27 protein-coding genes, 1 pseudogene and 1 riboswitch are annotated in these 22,540 nt (G+C 29.2%); of the genes and pseudogenes, 25 read left to right on the top strand and 3 right to left on the bottom strand.

What is annotated here, in order from left to right:
* Window positions 1–59 precede the first annotated feature (59 nt).
* The 8 genes from AB8B23_RS08255 to AB8B23_RS08220 all read left to right on the top strand — a co-directional run bounded on the left by AB8B23_RS08255 (window position 60) and on the right by AB8B23_RS08220 (window position 5,759).
* On the top strand, window positions 60–695 hold the full coding sequence (locus AB8B23_RS08255) for an EexN family lipoprotein (protein WP_369712349.1): 636 nt from the start codon (window positions 60–62) through the stop codon (window positions 693–695).
* A gap of 44 nt (window positions 696–739) precedes the next feature.
* Window positions 740–1,318 carry a hypothetical protein gene (locus tag AB8B23_RS08250; protein ID WP_369712348.1) on the top strand — a complete coding sequence of 193 codons (579 nt, stop codon included), beginning with the start codon at window positions 740–742 and terminating at the stop codon, window positions 1,316–1,318.
* Between the two features lie 14 nt (window positions 1,319–1,332).
* A complete protein-coding gene (locus tag AB8B23_RS08245) occupies window positions 1,333–1,968 on the top strand; it encodes an EexN family lipoprotein (protein ID WP_369712347.1) in 636 nt (211 codons plus the stop codon).
* Between the two features lie 29 nt (window positions 1,969–1,997).
* Window positions 1,998–2,088, top strand: a riboswitch (TPP riboswitch).
* A 141-nt stretch (window positions 2,089–2,229) separates the two neighbouring features.
* On the top strand, window positions 2,230–2,541 hold the full coding sequence (locus AB8B23_RS08240; RefSeq protein WP_304176958.1) for a thiamine-binding protein: 312 nt from the start codon (window positions 2,230–2,232) through the stop codon (window positions 2,539–2,541).
* Window positions 2,513–3,268, top strand: a complete 756-nt coding sequence (locus AB8B23_RS08235) for an ABC transporter permease (protein WP_369713922.1) — start codon at window positions 2,513–2,515, stop codon at window positions 3,266–3,268. Before AB8B23_RS08240 ends, AB8B23_RS08235 begins: the two co-directional genes overlap by 29 nt.
* 389 nt (window positions 3,269–3,657) lie before the next feature.
* Window positions 3,658–4,632: an ABC transporter substrate-binding protein gene (locus AB8B23_RS08230; protein ID WP_369712346.1), complete on the top strand. Its 975-nt coding sequence runs from the start codon at window positions 3,658–3,660 to the stop codon at window positions 4,630–4,632.
* Window positions 4,633–4,659: 27 nt separating this feature from the next.
* Entirely contained in the window at window positions 4,660–5,418 is a 759-nt protein-coding gene (locus tag AB8B23_RS08225) for an ABC transporter ATP-binding protein (protein WP_369712345.1), read from the top strand.
* Window positions 5,419–5,489: 71 nt separating this feature from the next.
* On the top strand, window positions 5,490–5,759 hold the full coding sequence (locus AB8B23_RS08220) for a GNAT family N-acetyltransferase (protein ID WP_369712344.1): 270 nt from the start codon (window positions 5,490–5,492) through the stop codon (window positions 5,757–5,759).
* A gap of 101 nt (window positions 5,760–5,860) precedes the next feature.
* Here AB8B23_RS08220 and AB8B23_RS08215 read toward each other — a convergent pair whose 3' ends face one another.
* Entirely contained in the window at window positions 5,861–6,451 is a 591-nt protein-coding gene (locus AB8B23_RS08215; protein ID WP_369712343.1) for a histidine phosphatase family protein, read from the bottom strand.
* Window positions 6,452–6,737: 286 nt separating this feature from the next.
* Between AB8B23_RS08215 and AB8B23_RS08210 the strand changes: the two genes are divergently transcribed.
* The 3 genes from AB8B23_RS08210 (at window position 6,738) to AB8B23_RS08200 (ending at window position 8,917) form a co-directional block, all read left to right on the top strand.
* A complete protein-coding gene (locus AB8B23_RS08210; protein ID WP_369712342.1) occupies window positions 6,738–7,358 on the top strand; it encodes an EndoU domain-containing protein in 621 nt (206 codons plus the stop codon).
* Window positions 7,359–7,385: 27 nt separating this feature from the next.
* A complete protein-coding gene (locus AB8B23_RS08205; protein WP_369712341.1) occupies window positions 7,386–7,835 on the top strand; it encodes a hypothetical protein in 450 nt (149 codons plus the stop codon).
* Between the two features lie 176 nt (window positions 7,836–8,011).
* Window positions 8,012–8,917 (top strand): magnesium transporter CorA family protein, encoded by a 906-nt coding sequence (locus AB8B23_RS08200; protein ID WP_299572271.1) that lies wholly within the window; start codon window positions 8,012–8,014, stop codon window positions 8,915–8,917.
* A 282-nt stretch (window positions 8,918–9,199) separates the two neighbouring features.
* Here AB8B23_RS08200 and fabV read toward each other — a convergent pair whose 3' ends face one another.
* A complete protein-coding gene (fabV, locus tag AB8B23_RS08195) occupies window positions 9,200–10,393 on the bottom strand; it encodes an enoyl-ACP reductase FabV (RefSeq protein WP_006803623.1) in 1,194 nt (397 codons plus the stop codon).
* Between the two features lie 175 nt (window positions 10,394–10,568).
* Window positions 10,569–11,312: an SDR family oxidoreductase gene (locus tag AB8B23_RS08190; RefSeq protein ID WP_039900891.1), complete on the bottom strand. Its 744-nt coding sequence runs from the start codon at window positions 11,310–11,312 to the stop codon at window positions 10,569–10,571.
* A gap of 331 nt (window positions 11,313–11,643) precedes the next feature.
* On the opposite strand from AB8B23_RS08190, the gene AB8B23_RS08185 reads away from it, so the two are divergent.
* From AB8B23_RS08185 to AB8B23_RS08115, 14 genes and pseudogenes are all read left to right on the top strand, one after another.
* The gene (locus tag AB8B23_RS08185; RefSeq protein WP_369712340.1) at window positions 11,644–12,351 is read left to right on the top strand and encodes a GntR family transcriptional regulator; all 708 of its coding nucleotides are present in this window, start codon (window positions 11,644–11,646) and stop codon (window positions 12,349–12,351) included.
* Between the two features lie 81 nt (window positions 12,352–12,432).
* Window positions 12,433–13,098 carry a deoxyribose-phosphate aldolase gene (gene deoC, locus AB8B23_RS08180; RefSeq protein ID WP_369712339.1) on the top strand — a complete coding sequence of 222 codons (666 nt, stop codon included), beginning with the start codon at window positions 12,433–12,435 and terminating at the stop codon, window positions 13,096–13,098.
* 262 nt (window positions 13,099–13,360) lie between these two features.
* A complete protein-coding gene (locus AB8B23_RS08175) occupies window positions 13,361–14,200 on the top strand; it encodes an SH3 domain-containing protein (RefSeq protein ID WP_369712338.1) in 840 nt (279 codons plus the stop codon).
* Window positions 14,201–14,641: 441 nt separating this feature from the next.
* Window positions 14,642–15,112 (top strand): annotated as a pseudogene (locus tag AB8B23_RS08165) (DKNYY domain-containing protein); the annotation flags it as partial.
* Window positions 15,113–15,167: 55 nt separating this feature from the next.
* Complete coding sequence (locus AB8B23_RS08160) at window positions 15,168–15,893, top strand: endonuclease/exonuclease/phosphatase family protein (protein WP_369712336.1); 726 nt, start codon at window positions 15,168–15,170, stop codon at window positions 15,891–15,893.
* Between the two features lie 34 nt (window positions 15,894–15,927).
* The gene (locus AB8B23_RS08155; protein ID WP_369712335.1) at window positions 15,928–16,929 is read left to right on the top strand and encodes a Fic family protein; all 1,002 of its coding nucleotides are present in this window, start codon (window positions 15,928–15,930) and stop codon (window positions 16,927–16,929) included.
* A 21-nt stretch (window positions 16,930–16,950) separates the two neighbouring features.
* A complete protein-coding gene (locus AB8B23_RS08150) occupies window positions 16,951–17,838 on the top strand; it encodes a hypothetical protein (protein ID WP_369712334.1) in 888 nt (295 codons plus the stop codon).
* 111 nt (window positions 17,839–17,949) lie between these two features.
* Complete coding sequence (locus AB8B23_RS08145) at window positions 17,950–18,408, top strand: immunity 51 family protein (protein ID WP_369712333.1); 459 nt, start codon at window positions 17,950–17,952, stop codon at window positions 18,406–18,408.
* A 22-nt stretch (window positions 18,409–18,430) separates the two neighbouring features.
* Complete coding sequence (locus tag AB8B23_RS08140; RefSeq protein WP_369712332.1) at window positions 18,431–18,922, top strand: hypothetical protein; 492 nt, start codon at window positions 18,431–18,433, stop codon at window positions 18,920–18,922.
* Window positions 18,923–18,943: 21 nt separating this feature from the next.
* Window positions 18,944–19,522 (top strand): hypothetical protein, encoded by a 579-nt coding sequence (locus AB8B23_RS08135; protein WP_369712331.1) that lies wholly within the window; start codon window positions 18,944–18,946, stop codon window positions 19,520–19,522.
* A gap of 85 nt (window positions 19,523–19,607) precedes the next feature.
* The gene (locus tag AB8B23_RS08130; protein WP_369712330.1) at window positions 19,608–20,789 is read left to right on the top strand and encodes a phosphopentomutase; all 1,182 of its coding nucleotides are present in this window, start codon (window positions 19,608–19,610) and stop codon (window positions 20,787–20,789) included.
* 54 nt (window positions 20,790–20,843) lie between these two features.
* Window positions 20,844–21,347, top strand: a complete 504-nt coding sequence (locus tag AB8B23_RS08125; protein WP_369712329.1) for a hypothetical protein — start codon at window positions 20,844–20,846, stop codon at window positions 21,345–21,347.
* Window positions 21,335–21,736, top strand: coding sequence for a hypothetical protein (locus AB8B23_RS08120; protein WP_369712328.1), 402 nt, complete (start codon window positions 21,335–21,337; stop codon window positions 21,734–21,736). Before AB8B23_RS08125 ends, AB8B23_RS08120 begins: the two co-directional genes overlap by 13 nt.
* 23 nt (window positions 21,737–21,759) lie before the next feature.
* The gene (locus AB8B23_RS08115) at window positions 21,760–22,398 is read left to right on the top strand and encodes an NUDIX hydrolase N-terminal domain-containing protein (RefSeq protein ID WP_369712327.1); all 639 of its coding nucleotides are present in this window, start codon (window positions 21,760–21,762) and stop codon (window positions 22,396–22,398) included.
* Window positions 22,399–22,540: the final 142 nt, after the last annotated feature.

The following is a 22,540-nucleotide window of genomic DNA, read 5'->3' as shown; positions in this document are numbered from 1 at the left end:
ATTTTGAAAATTTTGAAAAATAAGGTATAATTATTAAATAAGTAGATTCGGAGGAAATAATGAAAAAGATGAAATTTTTGATGGCTGCAATGATTTCGGCAGTAATTTTTACGGCATGCGGAAATAAATACAGTGTTGATAATCTTAAAAAAAATGACAAGCTGCTAAAAGAAACGGCTCAAAAATGTAAAATAAAAAGGAATGAAAAAATTTGTATAAATGTTGACAAGGTACAAGCTGAAAAGGCGCAGGAATGGTGGAACAAAACAAAACCTGAAATCACTAAAAAAGTTGACAGAATCGCAAAGGATCTGATGGCTGGAAATCCTATGTCAAGTATGGAATTTGTACCTGAAAAGCTTTGGGAATGGGAAGCAAAACATGGTTCTACAACACCTCAGAAGGCTAAAGAAATGGCGTTACAGATTTTAAAAGTAACTATAAAGAAGATAAAATTTGAAAAAGTCGAATATAATGTAGAAAATGCAAAAATAGGACAGACAAGTGCTGGAAGAAATTATGCAATTATACCTACAAAAAATGTAATTTCAGCTCAAGGAAATCAAGGAGAAATAAGTCAGAAAAATTTGGTATTTGAAGATGGAGATAAATTATATATGGTAAATATTGATGAAAAGAATAAAACTATCTTAACTGAAATGTATTCTGATCTTGCAGATATAAAAGTAGAGTAACAGTAAAGATAGGTAATAAAAAATAAATATTATTTGGAGGATAAATGAAAAAAATAATAGTAGGATTAATGATTATTATTTCAGCAACGGCTTTTTCAGCTGCTGGGAATAAAAGTGGTAAGGAAAATTTAAATAAAAATATAAAAATTTCTGAAAAATCAGGTAAAAATACTGAAACAGCACAGCAAGCATGGAATAGAATAAAGTCTGAAATAAAGACAAGAATGGATAAACTTTCAAAAGCTACAATAAACGGCGATTACATGGCAAATATTAATGAATTGCCTGAAAAATATTTAAGCTATATGGCAAAAAAAGCGTCAATGACAGTACCGGAATTTAAAAGTTCAGCAATTAAGCTGTTGAGTGGAATAACAAAAGATGTAAAATTTACTAAAAGCACATATGATTTAGAAAATGCCAAGATTGGGAAAACAAGCAGAGGAAGAAATTACGCACTTATTCCAACGACTGTAACAATGTCAGTAAAAGGGAAAAGTATAGAGTCCAAAGGTAAAATACTGGCATTTGAAGATGAGAACAGATGGTATCTTGTTAATTTTGATAAAAATTATATAACTTCTATGAAAGAGCTGTATCCGGACTTGATGGAAATAAAATAAGAAACGGAGAAAAAATGAGAAAGATAAAATTTTTATTGGTGACAATGTTTGCGGCATTATTTTTTACAGCTTGCGGAAATAAATATAGTGTTGAAAATTTGAAAAAAAACAATAATCTTTTAAAAGAAACAGTCCAAAAATGTAAAATAAAAAGAAATGAAAAAATTTGTATAAATGTTGACAAGGTGCAAGCTGAAAAGGCACAGGAATGGTGGAACAAAACAAAACCTGAAATTACTAAAAAAGTTGACAGAATCGTAAAGGATCTGATGGCAGGGAATTATGCGACAGTTATAAACGAAATTCCTGAAAGGTATTTAAAATACGTTGCAGAAAAAAATTCGACATCAGTAGAAGAACTAAAAAAAATGATGACAGAAATATTGAAAGTTGTTCAAACTGAACTTAAAATTGAAAACGTTGTTTATGATGTAGATGCTGCTAAAATTGGAAGAACATCAGCAGGAAGGAATTATGCAATTATTTCCTCAGTAACCACAGTGGCAGTTGATAATCAAAAAGTGGATAGAAAGCAAGATTCATTGGTATTTGAAGATGAAAACAAGTGGTATATTATGAATTTAGATGAAAAAACTTTAAAATATGCCAAAAAAGTATATCCTGATTTTGAAGAAATTAAAGTAAGATAAATAAAATTTATAAAAAATTTAACAATTTAATAAAAATACTGGGGAGCAATTTTGCTGAGAATTAAACCCATATAACCTGATACAGGTAATACTGTCGGAGGGAGTATTTTATATAAAATAAGAAATAATTTTAAAGTTATTTTGCATACCTTTTCAAATTATTTTAAAAAATTTATAGAAATATAGAATCTCCTTGTGATAAGGAGATTTTTTTGCATGAAGAAATTTTAAATAAAAATATAAAAAGAGGAGTGATAGATTATGGAAAGAAAAGAAATTAATGCAAGCATTGCAATTCAGGTATTGCCAAATGTTGTGGGAAATGAGGAAATTGTAAGAGTTGTTGATGAAGTTATTGAATTTATTAAAAGCAAAGGGTTAAAAATGAATGTTGCTCCATTTGAAACAACGGTAGAAGGAGATTTTGACGAACTTATGGAAATTGTTAAGGAATGTCAAGTTGTGGCTGTGAAGGCGGGGGCTGAGGGCGTAATGTCGTATGTAAAAATAAATTATAAACCGAAAGGAGATATTTTAAAGATTGATGAAAAAATTTCAAAATATAACAGATAAAATTGCACCAGGTATTATTATTGCTGTATTATTGATGATTTGGCAAATTTTTTCAATGGTGAACATTATACCAAAATTTATGTTGCCATCGCCATTTGAAGTTGTAAAAGCATTTGTTTTGGATTTTCCACTGCTTATGGAGCATACAAAAATTACTTTGCTTGAAGCATTTTTGGGGCTTGGTCTGGGAATAATTCTTGGATTTGCCGTGGCAGTTATTATGGACAGGTTTGAATATGCGTACAAAATGATTTATCCTGTTTTGATAATTAGTCAAACAATACCTACAGTTGCGATTGCACCGCTTTTGGTACTTTGGATGGGATATGGAATATTGCCAAAGATTACGCTTATTGTGATGACTTCGTTTTTTCCTATAACTATTGGGCTTCTGGATGGATTTCGTTCGGCTGACAAGGATATGCTGAATTTATTAAAAACAATGGGAGCAACGCCATTTCAGAACTTTGTTCATGTAAAATTGCCAGGCTCATTAGGATATTTTTTCGCAGGGCTTAGAATTTCGGTTTCATATTCTATAATTGGAGCGGTTGTGGCTGAATGGCTTGGTGGATTTAGCGGACTTGGAGTTTATATGACAAGAGTCAGAAAATCGTATTCATTTGATAAGATGTTTGCGGTAATTTTTCTTATTTCTGCAATAAGCCTGCTACTTATGTATCTTGTAAAAAAAATACAGAAATGGTGTATGGTTTGGGAAAAATAAATTCTTATATTATTTCTCGTTTAAAAAACAAATATTTAATAATTTTTGGATTAAATATTATTAAAAAAAGAATTATTTTTTTATCTCTAACATAGTTTTTATTTTTAACGGGATTTAATATTAAATATTTTTTATTTCCGTAGGATTGCTCATTGCCGCAAATCCTACAACCTATGGCTAGACTCCGACTTTCATTTGCCCAACTCCGAAACTCCTCCTTTCAGTCGTCAAACAGTCGTAGTTGAACAAATAAAAGCTCCGTCGATTTATTAAACTAAAAAATCTATTTTAATTATTAGAAAGCGCTAAGTTTTTATCTTTTGCTAAAAAAGTTTATAATAAATTTATTATTAAAAAAAATTCAAAAAAAGTAAAGAGAGGTATAAAAAATGAAAAAAATTTCAAAAATTTTAATTTTATGTTTAATCTTGGTTTTGGCTGTTTCATGTGGAAAATCTAAAAGTAATCAGAAAATAAAAATTGTACTGGACTGGGTGCCAAACACTAATCATACAGGACTTTATGTGGCAAAAGACCTAGGGTATTTCAAGGAGGAAGGATTGGATGTGGAAATTGTGCAGCCGCCTGAAGGGAGCACAACGGCACTTATTGGAGCCGGAGGAGCAGAATTTGGAATAAGTTTTCAGGATACATTGGCAAAATCATTTGCAAAGGAGAGTCCTGTACCAGTAACAGCTGTTGCTGCGATTCTGCAGCATAATACATCTGGAATTATTTCATTAAAGGAAAAAGGCATTGATTCGCCAAAAAAACTGGAAGGTAAAAAATATGCTACTTGGGAAGATAATATTGAGCAGGCTATCTTGAAAAAATTAGTAACAGATGATAAAGGCGATTTTTTTAAAGTAAAATTGATTCCTTATACTATAACAGATGTTGTGACTGGCTTAAAGACTGATGTTGATGCTGTCTGGGTTTATTATGCGTGGGATGGGATTGCTACAGAAAGGGCAGGACTTCAGACAAATTTTCTAAAAATTCGTGACTATGGAGAGGAACTTGACTATTACAGCCCTGTAATTATCGCAAATAATGACTTTCTGAAAAAAAATCCTGAAATTGCAAAAAAAGTTTTGAAGACAATAAAAAAAGGGTATAAATACGCAATGAAAAATCCAGAGGAATCAGCAAAGATTTTGGTAAAAAATTCTCCAGAGCTTGACATAAACTTGGTAACAGCCAGCCAAAAGTGGATTTCTAAAGAATACCAGTCTGATGCAAAGGAATGGGGAATAATTGATGCAAGCCGTTGGAACAGATTTTATGAATGGCTTTACAAAAATAAGGCTGTAGAACGTGAAATACCAAAGAATTTTGGATATAGTAACGAGTATCTGAAATAAAAAATTTATCAAAAGGAGAAATACTAAGTGAAGAAAGACAAAAAGCTTGAAATAAAAGATATTTCCATTTCTTTTGAAAATAAAAAAGTTTTGGAAAATATTTCAATTGATTTGTATGAAAATGAGCTGGTCTGTATTTTAGGAATGAGCGGTGCTGGGAAAACAACGTTATTTAACATTATTGCAGGACTTTTAAAGCCTGATTGCGGAAATGTGAAAATGAATGGAGAAGATATAACTGGAAAATCTGGAAAAATAAGTTACATGCTGCAAAAAGACTTGCTTTTGCCTCATAAAAAAATTATTGACAATGTGGCACTTCCACTTGTGATAAGGGGTGAAAATAAAAATAAGGCACGAGAAATTGCAAAGCCGTATTTTAAAGATTTTGGATTGGAAGGTACAGAAAATTTATATCCGAGTAAACTGTCAGGCGGGATGAAACAAAGGGCGGCATTGCTTAGAACATATTTGTTTTCCAGCGAAGTCGCTCTCCTTGATGAGCCTTTTAGTGCATTGGACGCCATTACAAAGCATAAAATTCATAGCTGGTATTTAAACATAATGAACAAAATTAAGATGTCAACTTTGTTTATCACTCATGATATTGATGAGGCGATACTGCTTTCCGACAGAATTTATATTTTGGCAGGAAGTCCAGGTAAAATTGCTGCACAAATAAATATTGACTTGAAAAATAGTCAGGACAAGAGTTATAATAATGAAGAAGTTATAATGTCTGAAAAATTTATTCAATATAAACGTGAAATATTGAAATATTTGTAAACTTTTTAAATTTGATTTTGAAATGATTTTACTATATAATAAAATAAAATATTGAAAGGAAGTTTGAAAAAATGGAAATAAGACATGTAGTAAATGAAGGATTTTTTATATTTGGAGAAAATGGAGATGAACTTGCAAAATTGACTTATAGAAAAGAAGGTGAAAAATTGTATTTTGAATCGACTGTAGTTTCGTCTGAGTTAAGAGGGCAAGGGATTGCAGGAAAATTGTTTGATGCTGGTGTAAAATACGCAAGAGAAAATGGTTATAAAATTGTGCCGATTTGCAGTTATATTGTGAAAAAGTTTGAAAGTGAAGAATATGATGATTTAAAAGCATAAAAGGACTATTAGTTCATTGAAAAACGCTAAAAATAAAAAGCCTTAAAATAAAATTTTTACAAAATTATGTATAGTAAAAGTTTATTTAAGGCATTTTTTAGTTATATTTCTTTTGTGAAATCGTGCTTAATAAGTTCGATGAATGTAAATTTACCATCTTCATACTCATATTTGAAAATGGCACAGTTTGGAAGTCCTGTAAATGGAATATCTGGAGCATTTTTCAAAAAGAAATTATAGCATGCACCACCATGGCTCACAGCAAGAACGGTATTATTTCCATCCTTTTCCATAATTTCAGTCAAAGTTTCCTGCATTCTTTTTTCAACTTCCTTATTACTTTCTCCGCCAAAATTCACAAAAAAATTACCATAAGTTCTCTCATTCGGATGTTTTGGATTCAAATCTTCACTTTCCCCCTCGAATAATCCAAAATTCCATTCCTTTAATCCTTTCAATCTTTCATATTTCATTTTATTGTCAGTCACAATTTCAAGTGTATCGCAAGCTCTTTCCTGAGTAGAAGAATAAGCCGCATCAAAAGTAATCCCATTATCCGTAAAATATTTTCCAGCTATTTTAGCCTGTCTAATTCCCTCATCAGTCAGCGGAGAATCACAGCTCCCTTGAATTTTTTTCCGTAAATTGAATAAAGTCTGTCCATGCCGCATTAAATATAAAGTCTTTTTCATAATTATATCAGTCCTTTCGATTCTTATATATATTTTACTATTCTAGTTACTGTTTATTTTTAATTATACCATATTTTTTCAAAACTGTTGGAATTTGAAAGAACTTAACAATATTGATTTTAAGGTATAAGTTTGGTATAATATGCTTAAATCCATTTAAAATTAAGATAATAAAAGTTAGATAACTTTAAGTTTAAGTAAAATAATCATAACCTTTGAGTCTAATTTTAAAGAAAGATTATTATAGATATACTAAAAAATATATAAAAAGGAGAAAATTTAGAAAATGAATAAAAATAAAATTACAAAAATACTACTATTATTTGTTATTGTGTTGTTTGGATTAGGAAAACTGTATTTAAGCAGAAATAACAGTATAAATGCAAAGGAAAATTCTTCAAAGGAATTTGTTGCACAAAATAAGAGAAATGGCAAAAAGAATATTATTAAACAGAAAAATATAGAAAATAAAAATGAAAAACTAACTCAAAATACTTCAAACCAAGGAGATAGAAAATATCAAATTGATTATGACCATGTGATTGGCGGAGATGAAAATTCGCAAGGTAAAGTTACTGGCGGACATTCACTTTTGCATGGAGATGTGAGGATTGTAAAAAAAATTGGAAATCCAGCTAAAAATGGAGTATATCGAGCAAGTATTGAAGTGAAGAAAAAAGACGGAACTTGGCAGGCAAAAACTTCTAATGGTGGAGTAAATACAATGTTTCCAGAAAACTGGGATGAAGCGAGAATTATTGACGAAATAAACTCAGCATGGGAAAATAGAAAAGATGTCAAAGGCAGAGATAATAACATGTGGCAAGGAATCAGCAAAAGTGGAGTTGTAATCCGTGGCTACAAAAGCCCTAGAATAACGGCTTATCCAGTTTATGAAAATCGTTAAAAATAATTTTAGGAAAGGAGTAGAGCATTGATTATAAAATTTGGTTACTACGATGACGAAGATTTTGGATTGACTGCATTTCCAGAAATAGAGTCTAACGAAAATGAAATATCTGAAAATAAAAAAATAAATAAAATAAAAAACAAAGGTCTAAAAAAAAAGAAAAGAGAATATACGAAATATTTAATAACTGGAATAATGGAAGATTTTCCAGATATGGAAATAATTGATATTTTTTTGCCACAGCTAGAAAAAGTTGAAACTGGAAAAGTGCAGGAAACTCTTTGGGATGGACAGGCTTTTCAGCATAAAATTAGTAAGGAAAAAGTTGAATTTCAGCATACAATTTTTGGAATTTGTGAGGAATATCCGCTGTGGGAATGTAAGTTTGAAGACTATAGAAAGGTTTTTGAAGGCTGGAAAAAGTTTTCAGAAATGGAAGTTGATTTAAAAAGTGAAGTTGTAGTGGAGATTTAAGAAATAAAAAATATAGTAATATAAAAAAATATTTATTAAACAAAATATGTGAAAAATAATAAAAAATAATTTAGTTGAATGATTATGAATTAGCTATCAAATAGCTCTATTATAAAAATTTATTTATATTAAAATATAATATAAATAGAGAGAAATAGAAGCTTAGAAAGGCAATTATGATAAAAAGAATAGATACGAAAAGTGGTAAAATAATTTCTTATGTGTATAATTTGAAAGATGAAGATTATAAAATTTTATCAGAAAGATTGGAAATTGATGAAGAGAAGATAAAGAATGTTATTGACGAGGAAATTTTTACTCCAAGAATTTCAAAATCAGACTGGGAAATTTATAAACTGTATTACCCAGCTGTAAAAAAATCTACAAAAGATAAAGAATTTACATCATATGAGATTAATCCAATTGTAATTTTTTTTAAAGAAGATAAAATTGTTATTTTAGATGACGATTATTACAACGATTTTTATCAATTTGTTGAAGAGTATGCAAAATTAAGAGATGAAGTTCTTGAAGAAAATCGTTTTTTTCTAAATATGCTTCATAAAATTTCTCAAAGTCTTTATAAATATGTGAGAATTTTGATTGGAGAGCATGATAAGATAGAAACTGTTTTGAGGGAGCAGCAAAGTAATGAAAAGTTAATTTCTCTTGCGGAAGTAGAACAAGGATTTTATGTTTATAATATTGCATTGAGAAATTTGGACTATGTTGTTGAGAATTTGAAAGAAGATGAGCAGTTTGAACAATATGAAGAATATATGACAAGAATTTTACAGGAGATAAATTTTACGCTAGACTTATCATCTTCATACTGTGAAATCTGTAAAACTACAAGAGAAACATATTCATCATATATTGGAAATAATATGAATATAACAATGAAGTTTTTAGCTGCAGTAACAATATTGGTTACAGTTCCAAATATGATTTTTGGATTTTATGGAATGAATGTGAAGTTACCGCTTCAAGATATGGGATTTTGGGCATTAGTAATAATTTTTATAATAATGATGTTGTTAATGCTAGTTTTGTGGAGATATATGAAAAAGAAAGTTTTATAGTAAAACTGCTTTAAAACTAAACTCAAAAGTTATGACTATTTTACTCAAACCCTAAATTTATATAATTTAGTAGTTTAATTTTAAGTAGGTTTGAGTATATAATGTAAAAATAGAAATTATAGTAGTTTATTTTTGTTAAAATAAAAAAATCAAAATAAATATGTATAAATACAACATACTTTTAAAGTAAATTTATGATGTATAATAAAAGACTATCTAAAAGAATATTTTTTCTAAAAGATAGTCTAATTTTTTTGTTATTTATCTTGTAAATTTTTAAAATTAAGGTTTTAATTTAGCTAATTCATCTAAATCAACATCAGCGTCATAATCCACATTATCAAAGTCAAATCCATTTAATTGCATGAATTCCTCTCTTGCTCCAGCATAATCGCTTATTTCCTTAAAGTTATCTGGAGTAACTTTGTCCCAAAGAGCTTCTACTTCAGCTTGAACATCTTCACGCATTTCCCAGTTATCTGGACGTAATCTTCTTTCTTCGTCAATAACAGGATTGTTTCCATAAACCATTTGAGTCAAAAGTCTGTGTTTTTGTTCGATTGTTCCTTCGTGGATACCTTTTTCCTTCATTACTTTGTAAAGTAATGCTGCATATAATGGGAAAATAGGGATAACCGCACTTGCTTTTGTCATTAACGCTTTACTTAATGAAACGTATGCTTCTCCATTGTATTTTTCTTTTAAAAAGTCATTTAAAACATCAGAAGTATGTTCCAAATCTCTTTTTGCAGCTCCAATTGTACCTTCTTTATAGATTCCATAAGTTACTTTTGGGCCTAAATATGAGTAAGCTACTGTTTTAAAGCCTTCAGAAAGAACGCCACCTTTATCAAGCGCTTCAATCCATAATTTCCAGTCTTCTCCACCCATAACTTTTACAGTGCTTTTGATTTCATCTGGAGTTGCGACACCCATTGTTGTTTCTTCCATAACTTCTTTTTCAAAGTTGATAGTCGGACCTGTAATGTCCTTTGTTGTAGATTTTAATGCTGAACGGTAAGTTACGCCGTCAATTGGATCAGTTCTAACTGCACTTGCTAAGCTATAAATTAACAAGTCGATTTTTCCACCAAATTCTTCTTTAATGAACTTTATTACATCATCTTTCATTTCCATTGAGAAAGCATCACCAATAAAGTTTTTAGAAACTAAACCTTCTTTTTCAGCAGCTTCGTTAAAGGCAATTGTATTCCACCAACCAGCAGAACCTACTCTTTTCCCTTCTACCCCTTTTTCAAATGCTACTCCAATAGTTTCAGCTCCGGCACCGAAGGCAAGGGAGATTCTTGTGGCAAGTCCGTATCCAGATGAAGAACCGATAATTAGAACTTTTTTTGGACCTTCATATTTATCTTGTGATTTTACATAGTCAATTTGCCTTTTTACAAATTCTTTTGCTCCAATGGGATGGTTTGTAAGTGCTAAACCACCTTTTAATCTAGGTTTTATAACCATTTTTTCTTTTCCTCCTAAAAAATTATTTATTATAATTATTTTTCAATTTTAAAAAAATCATACATTTAAAATGATAACATATTTTATGATGTATTTTCAAGAAATATTTTAATTTAAATAGAAATAAATAATTTTGATAATCAAAATAATTCTTTGGAGAAAAGTTTTTGTAATATTATAACTGTGCAGTAGGATAAAGCGTGATTTCGTTCATGCTAACTTCTTCTGGTAAATCAATAGCAAATTTCACAGCTTCGGCAACTATCATTGGATCTGCTCCAATTGTGTCGTAAAGAAATTCAATTCTTTCCTTAATTGCTTTATTTGTGATACGTGTTGCAAGTTCAGTTCGGAATGCTCCTAGATATAGAGTTGTTGTACGGACATTCATTTTTTCGTTGGCGCTTTCTTTTCTCAGTACTTCCATTAGTGCTTTTACACCGTGTTTTGTAGCACAGTAAACTCCTGCTCCAAGATATGTGTTCAGTCCGGCAACAGAAGATGTGCTGATAACGTGTCCAGATTTTTGCTTGATAAAATGTGGAAGTACAGCTTCTATGCCATTTAAGACACCTTTTAAGTTCACATCAATCATTTCGTCCCATTCGCTATTTTTTAGTTCTGACAATGGTGCATTTGGCATTAATCCCGCATTATTGAAAATAACGTCTATTTTTCCATATTCAGAAATTGCAAAATCAACCAATGCTTTTACTTCCTCTCTTTTTGATACATCTGTCACTTTGTAAGCGGCTTCTCCTCCTTTTTCCTTTATTTCAGCAACAGCTTCCTGTAATTTGTCTTCATTTCTTGCAGCAAGTACAACTTTTGCTCCGCTTTCTCCTAATAATTTCGCAGTAGCTCTTCCAATTCCTGAAGAAGCTCCTGTAACAATAACGACTTTGTTTTTAACAGCCATTTTAATCATCTCCTTTAAATAATTAATTTTTATACAATCAAATTATATCATATCTTTTTAAAAAGTCAATAGGTCTATATATATCTATTGAAAAAAATAAATGATATATTATAGTTGTTATTTTTAATATTTTAAAGTATAATTATAATAAATTAACTTTAAAAGTTGCAGTTATTTCATTCAAATTATAAAAAAGAAATACGATGTTAAAGGGATTATAGCATTTCAGTTTAGAACGAGAGTAGAAGGTTAGATATAGACAATTTCTTGGTTTTACAGATTTTTGCTTCAAATTTTAAAAGAATTGACTATAATTTTGGAAAGGTAAAAAATGAGTAAATATAAAGAAGTATATAACAATATAAAAAAACAAATTAAAGATAGAAAATTAAAGCCAAAAGATTATTTAAAAAAGGAAGCAGATTTCGCCAAAGACTATTCCTGTTCAGTGCTTACTGTGAGAAAAGCGCTTGCTTTACTGGAATCGGAAGGATATATTCAAAAAATAAAAGGTAAAAGGTCAGTTGTGCTTGAAAAAGGGGATTTAAAAAATATTTCGCTTACTTCAATACAGACATTTCAGGAACTAAATAAGATAAAAAATATAGATGTCAAGGCAAATTTAGTTAGTCTATATATAGTACAAGGTGTCGAGGAACTGATGGAAAAATTTAATGTTTCTAAAACTGCTGATTTTTACAAGGTTGTCCGTACTTATTCCTTGGATGGCGAAACTGTTCAGTATGCCACTTCTTATTTTGATAGAAAAATAGTCACTTATCTGAATGATGAAATAGCCAGCAAGTCTATTTATGAATATCTGGAAAATGAACTAAATTTAAAAATATCGTATTCAAGACGGGAAATAAAGTTCAGAAGTGCAACAGATGAGGAAAGACGGCATATAAATCTTGAAAATATTGACAGAGTTGTAGTTATTGAAACTTACGCTTATTTATCCAATGGAAATCTTTTCCAATACGAAACAATAACTTATCATCCTGATAAATTTACTTTTACTGCAATTGCTAAAAGATAGTTGCTAAAAATATAAAAAGTGGATATAATAAGAATAGATAAAATATTAATTAAATAAATAATAAGAAGGGAAATGATAATAATGGAAATAAACAAATTTATTGATCATACAATTTTGAAAGCAACAGCTACAGAGGAAGATGTAAAAAAATTATGCGATGAAGCGAAAGAATATGGATTTTATTCAGTTTGTGTAAATGGGGCAAATGTTGAATATGCTTTTAGTCAAGTTAAGGACAGCGATGTGAAAGTTGCGGCGGTAGTTGGGTTTCCTTTGGGAGCGATGGCGACAGATGTGAAGGTGTTTGAGGCGAAAAAGGCTATTGAAGATGGAGCTTCGGAAATTGACATGGTTATTAATATTGGAGCATTGAAGGACAAGGACTATGATTTAGTGGAAAACGAAATTAGAAAAATAAAAAAGGCAATTGGAAGCAATGTTCTGAAAGTTATAATCGAAACTTGCTATTTGACTGACGACGAAAAAGTGAAAGCATGTGAATTATCAGTTAATGCAAAGGCAGATTTTGTAAAAACTTCAACAGGATTTGGAACAGGAGGGGCAACATTTGAAGATGTAGAGCTTATGAAAAAAACAGTTGGAGATAAAGCAGAAGTAAAGGCAAGTGGTGGAGTGAAAGACCTTGAAACTGCAAAAAAATATGTTGAATTAGGAGCAACAAGACTGGGAACAAGTTCAGGAATCGCTATTGTAACAGGACTTGAAAGTGAAAAGGCTGGCTATTAAATTTTAGTCAATAAAGAGGAACATAATAATAGACTTCTTCAGAAACAATATATTTTTAGAATTTAATAAAAGAAGGATTATAAAGCAAGGGGTTAGTACCCCTTGTTAAAGTAAAAAATTGGATAACAGATGTTTATGCAGCAAGAAATTAAGAACTTTTATCACAAAGAGAAGAAGTTTAAAATTGAAAATAGTATATTAATTAGGTATATAAACTTTTGCAAATAGCTGTCAGTAAAATGTAAAGGAGAAGTGAGTATTTATGAAACTTAAAAATTTTAAATTTAGAAATGTTTTCTTTTGTTGCTTTCTTCTGCTAGTTTCTATGCTTTCTTTTGGGCAAAATAAGAAATCTGATGAGATCGTTTTGACTGATGATGGAATAATCTTGGATTTGAAGGGAACATTTAAAATTAATTGGGATAAAAGTGATCCAGATGTACCATGTTCTGCAATAGAATATGGGGAAATGCTGTTTTATCCTGATAATAAGGATATTGTGAATGGGAAAGCGATAGTTTTGAAGCCTAAGGATTTTGATTATCATAATTGGGATGAAAGCAGAAATGCCGAAAAGGAATTTGCTGATATGGAAAAGACTAAAGTTGAAATATTAAAAAAAACTTTTCCAGAAGAAGTTAAAAAAATGGAAAAAATTCAAAAAGGAGAATTACAGTATTCAGCAAAGGTTAAAATAAAAAAAGTAACTCCATACACAGAATGCGATTTTACAACAGTTTATGCACAAGTTATTGAATTAAAGAAAATTGATGGTACAAAATCAAAAATTACAAAACTTGAAATGAAAAAATCGTATGAATCAGATGATTTTGATGAACCGCATTTAGATGAAGTGAGTGACTTGAAAAAATATGAAATAAGTTCAAAGGACGGATATGCGAATATACGTGAAAAGCCGACTAAAGATTCAAAAGTTATTTCAAAATTAGATAGTGAAACAATTGTAAGATATATTACAAAATATGGTGACTGGTATTATGTTTATTATGTTGACTATCCTTCTGACTATAAGAATGACCTAACAGTCAAAGAATATAGGGGATTTATTCATAAGAGCCAGTTGAAAAAACATGTTGATTAGAGATTTATGTAATAAAATTGAAAAAATTTATACTTTTGATTACAAAGAGAGGATAACTTGTGAAAAAAATTTTTTTGAAAATATACTCAAACCCATTTAAAATTGAACTGATAGAAATTATATAATTTAGGGTTTGAGTAAAATAGTCATAATTTTTGAGTTCTGTTTTAAACTAGTTTTACTATAGTATTAGTATTAATTTTCTCAAATGTCGGATTTGGAGATATTGCTCAAAATTTAGGAGATTATTATTCGATAGATAAAGGAAAGGTTTATTACAAAAATAAAATTTTGGAAGGAGTAAATCCGAAAACTGCTGAGTTGATAGGATTTTCTCTTTTAAAAGATGATAAGAATGTTTATTACATGGGTGAAAAAATAAAAGATATAAAAATTAAAAATTTTGAGAAATTAGGTCAAAATTATTAGAAAAATGAGAATAAAATTTATTATCGGGATAAAAAAATAGAAAATGCTGATATTATGAGTTTTAAAGTTTTAAATGAAGATTATGCAAAGGATAAAAATCATGTTTATAGCGGAAATAAAGTAATAGATCCTTCTCCATTATTGGGAAAAATTAAAAATCCTGAAACATTTGAATTTTTGCCATATGGAATAAGATACGATGCATTATATGGAAAAGATAAATATAATGTATATTATATAAACAATACAATGTCAAACTGTTTTGATTCATACTATTTTATTTATGAAGTAAAAGGAATTAATAGAGATAAAGTAGAAGTTCTGAATAAATGGTTTATAAAAGATGATAAAAATATTTATTTTGAGGGAAAAATTTTAGAAGGTGTAGATTATAATACATTTGAAGTGCTTCCAAATGGAGATGGAAAAGATAAAAATAGAAGTTATGAATATTTGACTAAAGACGAGTTGAAATGGTTTTAATCAACTGGAAACTAATTGCTTATACAGATAAAATAAAAAGGATAGGAAATAAAAAATGGAATTTAGAATAATGACTTACAATATTTACGGAGCAAGGCTTGCGGATGGGAAGAAATTGGCAAAAAGCATAAAAAAATACAAGCCTGATTTTGTTGCATTGCAGGAAGTTGATAAAAATACTAAAAGAAGTAATTTTCGTGACGTAACGCAGGATTTTGCACTTGAACTTGGGTATAATTATTATTATTTTCAAAAGGCAATGGATTTTGACAAAGGGGAGTTTGGAATTGCGTTTGTTTCAAAATATGATGTGAAAAATATATATGTTCACGAGCTGCCATCTGCTGGAAATGAAAAAAGACAGGTTTTGGCAGCACAAATTAACAGTTCAAAATATAAAAAACATATTTTGGTTATAAATACTCATCTAGATTATGAGCCTGCAGTAAAAAGTACCCAAATTGATGATTTGATGACAGTTATAGATTATTTTAAGGGAGATATAAAATTTTTATGCGGTGATTTTAACCTTTTGCCAACAACAGAGCATTATTGGGAAATTTGTAAAAACTGGAATGACACTTATTTTGAAGGCAAGGACTTGGAAAATAAATCAAATCTTGAAAACAGAAATCTTGAAACACAGAGAATTGATTATATAATGGCCAAAAAAGGTGAAAATTATAGAACTAAGCAAAGTTTTTTTATAAATGATGATTCACAGGAATGGACAAAGCTGTCGGATCATTTGCCGTATATGACGGTGTTGGAGATAGAGTGAGAAAAAATATAAAAAATAAAGGATAATTTAAAATATGGGAAAAGAATGTGATTATAATCCACCATTTGAAATTACAAATGAGATAATCGAACTTGTTGCTCAAATTAACGAATTAACAGGAATGATTATAGTTTCAGAAAAACTATCGTCAAATCCAGTTTTAAGAAGAGAAAATAGAATAAAAACAATTTATTCATCACTTGCGATAGAGCAAAATACACTAACATTTGAGCAAGTGACAGATGTGATTAATGGGAAAAGAATTTTAGCTCCGCCAAAGGATATAAAAGAAGTTAAAAATGCTTATGAAATCTATGAAAAATTAACTTTATTAAATCCATATTCGATTAAAGATTTACTCAAGGCACATAAAATCTTGACTGCTGATTTAATAAATGAAAATGGCAGATTTCGTACAAAAGGAGCAGGAGTTTATCAGGGAAGTCAGCTGATTCATGCAGGGACACCACCTCAATATATTCCTGAATTAATCGACCAGCTTTTTTCGTGGTTGAAAAAAAGTAAAGTTCATCCACTAATAAAGGCATGTGTATTTCATTATGAATTTGAATTTATACATCCTTTTCAAGATGGAAATGGAAGGTTAGGACGACTTTGGCATACATTAATCCTATCAAAATGGAAAGAGTTTTTTGCTTGGCTTCCAATTGAAACTTTGATTCAGAAAAAACAGCAGAAGTATTATGAAGCTATAAATTTATCGAATAATATTGGAGAATCTACGCCATTTATTACATTTATTCTTGAAATCATAAAAGAAACTCTAGAAGAATTGCAAAAAAATGACTCAAAAATGACTGATATTTTGACTGATAAAATGACTGATAAAGAGTTACAAAGGCTGAAAATATTGGAAGAATATTTTGAGAAAAATAATTATATTGAGAATAATGAGGCTCAAAAAATTTTAAACATCTCAGATTCTACGGCTAGAAGATTTTTAAATAAGCTTGTGAAAGGTAGAATTTTGGAGGCGATTGGAGAGAAAAAAGGGAGAAAGTATCGGAAGAAATAATAAAATATGGAGATAAATTGGATGAAAATAAAATATTCAAAATTTGAAATTAATATGTGGGATATATTTTTTCTAGTAATATATTTAAGTCATTTATTAGGAGGAATTGATATTTTATTTAATAAAAAAGAAAAGGTTGGAATAATTTTTTTGGCTATTGGAATAAGTTATTTTGTATACAAATTTCTTTTGGTGATGATTATTAAAAGCAAGATGAAATTTGATTTTTCTGATTATGAAGTGAAAATAAAAGGTCTATTTTTTGAGAAAACTATTGCATATAATGATATAAAAACTTTGACAGTGAGAAAAAATATATTAGGTTCGTATGATATTCTTTTAAACTTTGACAGCTCAATAAATATTTATAAGTATTTCTGTGATTTAATAATTGATGTTTCAATAGAAAGTAATCATAAAAAAAGTTATATTTTTTGTGACATAAAAAATAAAGATGAGATTTTGGAATATTTGTTGGAGAAAATAGGTTATCCAAAAAAAGAAATTCGTGAAAAAGTGAATGGAGAAAAATTATATGTGAAATATTCAATTTTTGAAAGATTTCATATGTTGTGTTGTTCAATATTTAGCATAGTATCAATTTTTTCGGTTGGAATTGCTTGGGGGGATTTAGAATTAATGATTGAATTATTTGTAATAATAATATTATTACTAGTGATGACTATGATAAAATTTTTTAGAAAAGATTATATTATGAAAAGATACAATAATTACAGTATATCAATCTCTGAAAGGAAAAAAGAAATTTACGTTATGGGTCATTTTTTTGAAACAGATAAAAAAGTAATAATTAATTATGAAAATACAAATTTTAATAGTGTAAAATTTAATTTTTATTATTTTCAAAATAATGTTATGCCTAAAAATTATAAAAAATATGATAATTAAAATTATAAAAATAATGATTTACAGGAATGAATAAAGTTATCTGATTATTTATCATACATAGAGGTGTTGGAGATTGGTTAAAAATAAAATGAAGAAAAGAAGGAGAAATTTATGAAATATGTAGCAATTGATGAGCAAGATGAAAAAGGGTTTGAGGAATATATTGAAAGTTTGAAAAAAAGTGGAATGGAACTTTCAGAAGAAGAAATACAGGAAATAAAGAATGATATTAACGATCAAGTAGCCTTTTGCCTAATGAATAATGATAAAAAATTTGATGAAATTTTTGAAAAAGTATCTGAAATTAATGAAGAAGCCTATTTAAATGGCCATGGATGGGCGGCTTTAATTGAAAGTTATTTGGAGAATAATTATCCAGAACTTTATGAAGATTATGATTCTGATCCTGAAGCTGGGGGATATGTCGGACGCTACTTTGGAAATACTAAGGAAAACTGGGAAAAAATTCGGAAAGTGGCTGAAATAGTTGAGGATTTGATTGAAAATGAAGATAAAATTTATAAATATATTGAGGAAAATGGAGATGATATTTTCTGGGATTCATTTTAGGTAAAAATAGAAATGAGGGAAAATGAAGATAGCGTTTAATATAAATGATAATGGCGATATTGAGGATTTTGAAGTTGACTGGCTTGGGAAAAAAGTGTACGTATCAATGGAAGAAGCTGAAATTTATAACAAGGAACTGGAAAAACAGATGTCTCTTATTCTTGATAATGTAGAAGAACGGGATGTCAAAATAAAGAATAGCATTGTAAAAAAATATTTAGGTATGGCAAACAGCCGTTTAAAAGAGAATAAATTGTCTGTTCCATTGGAGAAGGTTATTCAAAAATTGGGAAATAGCTTAACTAAATACGATAATGCTAGAAATGGAATTATTACAGAAAACTTTTTCTTCCAAAATTTAACAATTGATGAAATAATGCCATATTCTATTAGTCAATTTAGTGTGAGGGCTTACGATGAAGTACTTTTTGATGGATATATGTTTATAACTGACGCTGAGATTTATGAGAAAGTTGTTTTTGATGATTTGACAAATGTTTATAAAAAATCATAATTTTGAAAAGGAATTATCACAATGAAGAATAGGGATTACATTGAAGGGTTTATTGAAGGTGTTTCAATATGTTGGAATAATGGAATGAAGGTTTGTCCTGAATATACGGCAATATATATTGATACATTTTTTATTGATAATGATAAAAATAATGATTTGAATGAAATAATAAAGAAAAAATTATTGCAATATTATGAAAGTAGTTCATCTGAGAAAAAAGATGATAATATTAGAAAAAAATTGGAAAAATTGAATATTGTTTTCAAAAAAAATAGAAAATATGAAAAATTGATAAAACAAAATGAAACAAAAGCTGGTTATGATAGAATTTCTAAATTTATTAAATTGCAAACAGAATTTACTGTTGAGGAAATAATTGAAAACTTAGAAAATAAAGCAGATAAAAAGGAACAATACTGGAATGTAAGATGTTTTTTCAATCAAATAACACATTGGTTTGGTGAGCCTGTAAATTTTTATGTAGCGATAAAGAAATATGAAGCTATTTTAAGTGAATTTTATGCATACAATGTTTTTTCAGCAGGAATAATACGGTACAAAGAATATTTATTAATGATTGTTTACGGCTCTGATGAATGAAAGACAAAAAACAGGCAACTTATTTGCCTTTAAAAAACATAAAAGGTATAATAATTAGTAAATAAAAAAGAAAGGAAGATAAAAAATGAAAAAAATAGAAAGAATTACATTAATTGTACTAGACAGTGTCGGAGCAGGAGAATTGCCTGATGCAAATTTATTCGACGACTGCGGGTCAAATACTTTAAGAAATATGGCGAAAGCTTATGGAGGAATGAGTTTGCCTAATATGGGGAAATTGGGGCTTGGAAATATTACTGAGATTGAAGGGACTCCAGCTGTGGAGAAAGCTGAAGGGGCTTATGGAAGAGCGATTGAAGTATCACATGGAAAAGATTCTACAACTGGACACTGGGAAATTGCTGGTGTACCGCTAGAACGTCCATTTCCAAACTACCAAAATGGATTTTCAGATGAAGTTATAAAGGAATTTGAAGAAAAAACAGGAAGAAAAGTTATGTTAAACAGACCACTTTCAGGAACTGTCGCAATTGATCAATATGGAGAGGAGCAGATAAAAACAGGTAACTGGATAGTTTACGGTTCAGCAGATCCTGTATTCCAGATTGCTGCAAATGAAGAAATTATACCATTGGAAGAGCTTTACAAAGCGTGTGAAATTGCACTTGAAATTTGTAATGAGAAATCACCTGTGGCAAGGGTAATTGCAAGACCTTATGTTGGTAAAAAAGTAGGAGAATTTAAAAGAACTGCAAACAGACACGACTTCTCTATTGATCCTCCAAAAGAAAGCATGCTTGAAAGATTGGAAAAAGCTGGACTTGATGTAGTTGGGATTGGAAAAACGAGCGATTTGTTCAATGGAAAAGGAATTACAGATAACAGAAAAGCTAATCAGGACAATCTGGATGGAATAAAAAAAACAATAGCTGCATTGAAGGAAGATACAAAAGGATTGATTTTCACTAATTTAGTTGATTTTGATGCTGTTTACGGACATAGAAGAAATGTTGAAGGGTATGTAAAGGCTCTAATCGAATTTGATAACTGGCTTCCTGAAATCCAAAAAAATTTGAAAGATGATGAAATTCTGATTATCACAGCTGATCATGGAAATGACCCTACATTCAAAGGAACAGATCATACGAGAGAATATATACCTATAATGATTTGTGGTAAAAATGTTAAAAAGAATGTAAATATTGGAACAAGAAAAACTTTTGCTGATATTGCGGCAACTGTTGAGGAAATTTTATTGGGAACTGAAAAAGAAGGAAGTTTTGCAAAAGAAATTTTGGAAGACTAAAAATAGATAAATATGGGTTAATTGAGGTTAAAAATTAGATGAAATGAGAAAATAATGTTAAAAACACCTTTTGGAAATATACGAATGTTTTTGGATAAAAAAGAAGTTGAGTTTAATTTTTCTAAAATTCAAAATTCTAAATCTTTTTTGAAAACTGAAACATATTCATTGAAGTATGAATTTAAAAAGGAAAAAGTAGATAAAATAAACAAACATTTTTTAAAATGTATTTTAGAAACAGATTTTGAATGTAAAAGTTACGTTGAAAGTGGAGAGAGACTGGAAGCAATTTCTTTTGAAATTAATAATGAGAAATTGACGATAGGGACAACTTCTGGATTGTCTATGGCAGAATCTGATGGGAATAATAATGATTTTGATATTGAGTATTTGGAAAATGGAATTGAAATTGTAATTTTTGAAAAAACAAGGAATCAAATTTTTAGTTTTGGAGTTTCTTTTCTAGAAAATGTAAATTTAGAAAATGAAGTTCAAACATGGCTTGCAGTTGATTATGCGATAAATTTAAAAGAAAGGGTAAATAAATGCCAAAATTAATAATAAACAACCTAAATATAAAAGAAAAAAATGCTGATAAAAACGGAACAACTGGTTACAGAGTAAAAATAGATGGTGGAAATCCGATAGAATTTAGAAAAAAATATTTGGAAGTTCAGGTTCCAAAAGGAGAGCATGAAGTTACAATATTTAGGACTGGACTTAAAAAGGTTGTGAAGAAAATTAAGGTAGCGGGGAAAGATGCGAAGGTTTCTGTAAGGATAGATGTTAGTTTACCGATAATGATGGTAATACTTCAATTAATAATAAATAATTTTGTTTTTCCAAAACTTTCACTTTTGAGAACAATTTTTAGTGTTGTTTTTTTAGTTTTGTTTGTATATTTGATGTTTATGAGAGAAGTAATAAAAGTCGATGTTGAGGAGTAGAGTTTTTGTGGAGGTGATGATTGATGAAAGATGGAAAAAAATCGGAAGAAGAAAAATGGCTAAATTGGGCAATTGAATTACAAAGTCTGGCTCAGGCGGGACTTGCGTATGGAAAGGATAAGTTTGATATTGAGCGATTTGAGAGAATTAGAGAGATTTCAGCAGAGATGGTAGCTCATAAGACTGATATTTCAGTAGAAAAAGTAAAAAGTCTGTTTTGTAATGAAGTTGGATATCAGACACCTAAAATTGATACTAGAGCTGCAATTTTTGAAAATAATAAGATTTTATTAATTCAGGAGAGCAATGGAAAATGGGCATTGCCAGGCGGATGGGCAGATGTATATCTTTCAGTTAAGGAAAATGTATTAAAGGAAGTTAAGGAGGAAGCTGGAATTGAAGCAAGTGCAGAAATGATTGTAGCTTTACTGGATGTAACAAAAAATCAAGGAAAAGCAATGCCTTATGGCATAACAAAAATTTTTGTGTTATGTAAATATGTTAGCGGAAAATTTGAGAAAAATATAGAAACGATTGACAGCCAATATTTTGGAATTGATGAATTGCCAGAGCTTGCAACTAATAAAACTACTGCTGAGCAGATACGAATGTGTTTTGAGGCTAATAAAGATAAAGATAATTGGAAAGTGATTTTTGATTAGAGATAATTGTAGATGTTAAAAATTAAAAGAGAAATTATATAAAAAATTATTTTGTGAATTGAAAAAAATTTTGTAAACATAAATATTATATAATCTATGAAAGTAGAAAAAACTATTTTTGTAAACTTTTTAAAAATAATAA

This window comes from Leptotrichia sp. HSP-342 (assembly GCF_041199995.1).
Lineage (GTDB): Bacteria > Fusobacteriota > Fusobacteriia > Fusobacteriales > Leptotrichiaceae > Leptotrichia > Leptotrichia mesophila.
Note: the sequence above shows the minus strand (reverse complement) of the source record. Positions and strands in the feature narration are given on the sequence as shown.

What these genes read in the sequence shown, in the direction of transcription:
- AB8B23_RS08255 (WP_369712349.1), top strand. Translation starts at nt 60, where the DNA reads ATGAAAAAGATGAAATTTTTGATGGCTGCAATGATTTCGGCAGTAATT.
- AB8B23_RS08250 (WP_369712348.1), top strand. Translation starts at nt 740, where the DNA reads ATGAAAAAAATAATAGTAGGATTAATGATTATTATTTCAGCAACGGCT.
- AB8B23_RS08245 (WP_369712347.1), top strand. Translation starts at nt 1,333, where the DNA reads ATGAGAAAGATAAAATTTTTATTGGTGACAATGTTTGCGGCATTATTT.
- AB8B23_RS08240 (WP_304176958.1), top strand. Translation starts at nt 2,230, where the DNA reads ATGGAAAGAAAAGAAATTAATGCAAGCATTGCAATTCAGGTATTGCCA.
- AB8B23_RS08235 (WP_369713922.1), top strand. Translation starts at nt 2,513, where the DNA reads ATGAAAAAATTTCAAAATATAACAGATAAAATTGCACCAGGTATTATT.
- AB8B23_RS08230 (WP_369712346.1), top strand. Translation starts at nt 3,658, where the DNA reads ATGAAAAAAATTTCAAAAATTTTAATTTTATGTTTAATCTTGGTTTTG.
- AB8B23_RS08220 (WP_369712344.1), top strand. Translation starts at nt 5,490, where the DNA reads ATGGAAATAAGACATGTAGTAAATGAAGGATTTTTTATATTTGGAGAA.
- AB8B23_RS08215 (WP_369712343.1), bottom strand. Translation starts at nt 6,451, where the DNA reads ATGAAAAAGACTTTATATTTAATGCGGCATGGACAGACTTTATTCAAT.
- AB8B23_RS08210 (WP_369712342.1), top strand. Translation starts at nt 6,738, where the DNA reads ATGAATAAAAATAAAATTACAAAAATACTACTATTATTTGTTATTGTG.
- AB8B23_RS08200 (WP_299572271.1), top strand. Translation starts at nt 8,012, where the DNA reads ATGATAAAAAGAATAGATACGAAAAGTGGTAAAATAATTTCTTATGTG.
- fabV (WP_006803623.1), bottom strand. Translation starts at nt 10,393, where the DNA reads ATGGTTATAAAACCTAGATTAAAAGGTGGTTTAGCACTTACAAACCAT.
- AB8B23_RS08190 (WP_039900891.1), bottom strand. Translation starts at nt 11,312, where the DNA reads ATGGCTGTTAAAAACAAAGTCGTTATTGTTACAGGAGCTTCTTCAGGA.
- AB8B23_RS08185 (WP_369712340.1), top strand. Translation starts at nt 11,644, where the DNA reads ATGAGTAAATATAAAGAAGTATATAACAATATAAAAAAACAAATTAAA.
- deoC (WP_369712339.1), top strand. Translation starts at nt 12,433, where the DNA reads ATGGAAATAAACAAATTTATTGATCATACAATTTTGAAAGCAACAGCT.
- AB8B23_RS08175 (WP_369712338.1), top strand. Translation starts at nt 13,361, where the DNA reads ATGAAACTTAAAAATTTTAAATTTAGAAATGTTTTCTTTTGTTGCTTT.
- AB8B23_RS08160 (WP_369712336.1), top strand. Translation starts at nt 15,168, where the DNA reads ATGGAATTTAGAATAATGACTTACAATATTTACGGAGCAAGGCTTGCG.
- AB8B23_RS08155 (WP_369712335.1), top strand. Translation starts at nt 15,928, where the DNA reads ATGGGAAAAGAATGTGATTATAATCCACCATTTGAAATTACAAATGAG.
- AB8B23_RS08150 (WP_369712334.1), top strand. Translation starts at nt 16,951, where the DNA reads ATGAAAATAAAATATTCAAAATTTGAAATTAATATGTGGGATATATTT.
- AB8B23_RS08145 (WP_369712333.1), top strand. Translation starts at nt 17,950, where the DNA reads ATGAAATATGTAGCAATTGATGAGCAAGATGAAAAAGGGTTTGAGGAA.
- AB8B23_RS08140 (WP_369712332.1), top strand. Translation starts at nt 18,431, where the DNA reads ATGAAGATAGCGTTTAATATAAATGATAATGGCGATATTGAGGATTTT.
- AB8B23_RS08135 (WP_369712331.1), top strand. Translation starts at nt 18,944, where the DNA reads ATGAAGAATAGGGATTACATTGAAGGGTTTATTGAAGGTGTTTCAATA.
- AB8B23_RS08130 (WP_369712330.1), top strand. Translation starts at nt 19,608, where the DNA reads ATGAAAAAAATAGAAAGAATTACATTAATTGTACTAGACAGTGTCGGA.
- AB8B23_RS08125 (WP_369712329.1), top strand. Translation starts at nt 20,844, where the DNA reads ATGTTAAAAACACCTTTTGGAAATATACGAATGTTTTTGGATAAAAAA.
- AB8B23_RS08120 (WP_369712328.1), top strand. Translation starts at nt 21,335, where the DNA reads ATGCCAAAATTAATAATAAACAACCTAAATATAAAAGAAAAAAATGCT.
- AB8B23_RS08115 (WP_369712327.1), top strand. Translation starts at nt 21,760, where the DNA reads ATGAAAGATGGAAAAAAATCGGAAGAAGAAAAATGGCTAAATTGGGCA.